The 3,707-nt window shown below is 59.6% G+C and carries 6 protein-coding genes; all 6 read left to right on the top strand.

Annotation, left to right across the window (positions count from 1 at the left end):
- Positions 1-519: CobD/CbiB family cobalamin biosynthesis protein (locus JO226_RS05070; protein WP_293494180.1), on the top strand; the 519-nt coding region annotated here is incomplete at its 5' end.
- A gap of 12 nt (positions 520-531) precedes the next feature.
- Complete coding sequence (locus tag JO226_RS05065; protein ID WP_293494178.1) at positions 532-1,164, top strand: cobalt-precorrin-8 methylmutase; 633 nt, start codon at positions 532-534, stop codon at positions 1,162-1,164.
- Positions 1,161-2,300: a cobalt-precorrin-5B (C(1))-methyltransferase CbiD gene (cbiD, locus tag JO226_RS05060; RefSeq protein ID WP_293494175.1), complete on the top strand. Its 1,140-nt coding sequence runs from the start codon at positions 1,161-1,163 to the stop codon at positions 2,298-2,300. The genes JO226_RS05065 and cbiD overlap by 4 nt, the downstream gene beginning before the upstream one ends.
- Positions 2,294-2,899 (top strand): cobalt-precorrin-7 (C(5))-methyltransferase, encoded by a 606-nt coding sequence (locus JO226_RS05055; protein ID WP_293494172.1) that lies wholly within the window; start codon positions 2,294-2,296, stop codon positions 2,897-2,899. The genes cbiD and JO226_RS05055 overlap by 7 nt, the downstream gene beginning before the upstream one ends.
- Complete coding sequence (locus tag JO226_RS05050; protein WP_293494169.1) at positions 2,889-3,458, top strand: decarboxylating cobalt-precorrin-6B (C(15))-methyltransferase; 570 nt, start codon at positions 2,889-2,891, stop codon at positions 3,456-3,458. The genes JO226_RS05055 and JO226_RS05050 overlap by 11 nt, the downstream gene beginning before the upstream one ends.
- Positions 3,451-3,707, top strand: a 257-nt coding sequence (locus tag JO226_RS05045; RefSeq protein WP_293494166.1) for an SAM-dependent methyltransferase, incomplete at its 3' end; no start/stop codon positions are given. The genes JO226_RS05050 and JO226_RS05045, both read left to right, overlap by 8 nt.

Genomic DNA, 3,707 nt, shown 5'->3' with positions numbered 1-3,707 from the left:
GTCGCGGAGAACACCGTTGACGGCATCATCGCGCCGCTGTTCTTCCTCCTGCTGGGCGGGGCGCCGCTGGCGATGGCCTACAAGGCGGTGAATACCCTCGACTCCATGGTGGGCTACAAGCACGAAAAATACCGGGCGATCGGCATGGTCAGCGCCCGCCTGGATGATCTGGCGAACTACATTCCCGCACGTCTCAGTTGGCTATTGCTGAGCGTCGCCGCGTTTCTGTGCCGAAACGATGGCTCCCGCGCGCTGCGTGTTGGTTGGCGAGATCGCTACAACCACAGTAGCCCCAACTGCGCGTGGGCGGAGGCGACCGTGGCTGGTGCGCTGGGCATCCAGCTCGGCGGTCCCAATGACTATTTCGGTCAGCGCGTCGAAAAACCGTGGATTGGCGACGCGCTGCGCCCGATTGCCGTAGACGATATTTCCCGAACGATTCGACTGATGTGGGTCGCTTCCACCCTGGGGCTGGCGCTGTTTATCGTAGCGCGCTGGCTGGCGGTTGGCGTGGCCTGAGGACAAGAGACAATGCAATACATCCAGCAACCCCAGGCGATTGAAGCCAAAAGTTTCGACATCATTGGCGAGATAATCCGCGAAACGCGTCCGGAGTATCAGTTCGCCAGCCCGCTGCATGAGGCGATCATCAAGCGGGTGATCCACACCACTGCGGATTTCGACTGGCTGGATATTCTCTGGTTTTCCGAGGATGCGCTGGAGCAGCTTTGTGCGGCGCTGAGTCGCTCGTCTGTTATCTATACCGACACCACGATGGCGCTTTCCGGAATCAACAAAACGCTGTTGGCCAGATTTGGCGGTGAGTGTCGCTGTTACATCAGCGATCCGCGTGTGGTGGCGCAAGCGAAAGCGCAGGGGATCACCCGCTCGATGGCGGCGGTGGATATTGCGGTAACGGAAGAGAGCGAAAAGGTGTTTGTTTTCGGCAATGCGCCAACCGCGCTGTTCCGTCTGCTGGAGCATGATGTCGCCGTCCGCGGCGTGGTGGGCGTGCCAGTGGGGTTTGTCGGTGCGGAGGAATCGAAAGAGGCGCTGACGCACAGCAAGCTCCCTGCCATTGCGGCGCTCGGGCGTAAAGGCGGCAGCAACGTGGCGGCCGCAATTGTTAACGCCATCCTTTACCACCAGCAGGGGGCGCGATGAGCGAACAAATCTTCGACGCTCCGGTGTGGCATAACGGCAAGGCATTGCGCAAAGGCTACACCACGGGCTCTTGCGCCACCGCAGCGGCAAAAGTCGCCGCGCTGATGGTGCTGCGCCAGCATCTGATTCATCAGGTGTCGATTGTGACGCCTTCCGGCGTCACGCTGTGCCTGAACGTTGAGTCTCCGCACATCGAAGGACAGCAGGCCATTGCCGCTATCCGCAAAGACGGTGGGGATGACGTTGACGCCACGCACGGAATGCTGATTTTCGCGCGCGTGACGCTGAACGACAGCGGCGAGATAGCGCTGCTGGGCGGCGAAGGCGTGGGTACTGTGACGCGCAAAGGCATCGGTCTGCCCATCGGCAGCGCGGCAATCAACCGCACGCCCCGTCACACTATCGAGTCTGCGGTGCGCGAGGCGATTGGCCCGGCGCGCGGGGCCGATATTGAAATCTTTGCGCCTGAAGGCGAAGCGCGGGCGCAGAAAACCTATAACGCCCGCCTCGGCATTCTGGGCGGAATATCAATTATCGGCACAACTGGCATCGTGACGCCGATGTCGGAGGAGAGCTGGAAACGTTCGCTCTCGCTGGAACTGGAAATTAAACACGCCGCCGGGCTGGAGCGGGTGGTGCTGGTGCCGGGCAATCACGGCGAACGCTTTGTGCGTGAACAGATGGGCATCGAAGCCGATGTGGTGGTCACCATGAGCAACTTCGTCGGCTACATGATTGAAGAAGCGGTGCGGTTGGGATTTCGCCAGATTGTGCTGGTCGGCCATCCCGGTAAGCTCATCAAAATTGCCGCTGGTATCTTCCACACCCACAGCCATATTGCCGATGCGCGCATGGAAACGCTGGTGGCGCATCTGGCGCTGCTCGGCGCGCCGTTGGAATTGCTGACTTTAGTCAGCGACTGCGACACCACCGAAGCGGCAATGGAGCATATCGATGCCTACGGCTTTGGGCATATCTACAACCATCTTGCCGGGCGTATCTGCCAGCGCGTCATGCAGATGCTGCGCTTTACCCAAAATCCGCCGACCTGTGACGCCATTATGTTCTCTTTCGACAACCAGGTGCTGGGTAGCAATCGCCCGGTCAACGCGATCGCCGGGGAGATGCAATGTTAACGGTAGTAGGAATGGGGCCTGCGGGGCTGCATCTGATGACGCCCGCCGCCCGTGATGCGGTAGAGAACGCGGATGCGCTGGTGGGCGGCAAACGCCATTTGGCGCAGTTTCCGGCATTTAGCGGCGAGACGTTTGCCCTTGGCGCCAACATCCCTGAACTGCTGGCCTGGATTGCGTCCCGGCCGGATAAGAATGTGGCGATTCTGGCCTCCGGCGACCCGCTGTTTTACGGCATTGGCACGCGGATGGTCGCGCATTTTGGTCTTGCGCGCGTACGCATTATTCCGGGTATCAGCGCGGTGCAGTATCTGTGCGCGCAGGCGGGAATCGACATGAACGAGATGTGGCTCACCAGCAGCCATGGCCGCCACGTGAATGTCGATGAGCTGGCGCGACATAACAAGGTGGCGATGGTGACCGACAACCAATGCGGACCGAAAGACATCGCGGCGCAGCTGGTGGCGCGAGGAAAGGGCCATCGATGGATGGTGATTGGCGAAAACCTGGCGATGGAAAATGAACGGATCCACTGGCTGCCCGTCAGTGAGGTCAAGGTCGACTATGAGATGAACGCAGTGGTGATCCTCGATGAAAGATGAGCTTTTTCTGCGCGGCGAGACGGTGCCGATGACCAAAGAAGCCGTACGCGCGCTGGCCCTCGCAAAACTGGAGCTGCACCGCGCCCGCCACCTGATTGACGTTGGGGCGGGGACCGGGAGCGTGTCGATTGAAGCCGCGATGCAATTTCCTTCTCTGCACGTGACGGCCATCGAGCGTAACCCGGCGGCTCTGCGGCTGCTCGAGGAAAACCGCCAGCAGTTTGCCTGTAGCAACATTGACATTTTGCCGGGTGTAGCGCCGGTGCCGGTGGCTGAAAAAGCCGATGCGGTGTTTATGGGCGGCAGCGGTGGTCATCTGACGCCGCTTATCGACTGGTCCCTGCGCCAGCTGCATCCCGGTGGTCGTCTGGTGATGACGTTTATCCTGATGGAAAACCTCAATACCGCGCTGGCGCACCTGCAGCAGGCTGGCATACAGGATGTCGATTGTCTGCAAATGCAGGTATCAACGTTCGCCACGCTCGGCGCTGGCCACTATTTCAAACCGAATAATCCCGTTTTTGTTATCGCCTGTCAGAAGGAAGAACACCATGTCTGAGACGTTTGATCCCCGTTGTGTGTGGTTTGTCGGCGCAGGTCCGGGCGACCGCGAGCTGATTACTCTGAAGGGGTACCGGTTGTTACAGCAGGCGCAGGTGGTCATTTATGCCGGTTCGCTTATCAATACCGAACTGCTGGAATATTGCCCGAAAGGGGCGGAGTGCCACGACAGCGCGGAACTCCATTTAGAACAGATTCTTGATTTGATGGAAACTGGCGTAAAAGCCGGAAAAACGGTGGTACGTCT

This window comes from Pluralibacter sp. (assembly GCF_019237635.1).
GTDB lineage: Bacteria > Pseudomonadota > Gammaproteobacteria > Enterobacterales > Enterobacteriaceae > Enterobacter_B.
The sequence above is the reverse complement of the archived record's forward strand: the minus strand, read 5'-3'. Positions and strand labels throughout refer to the sequence as shown.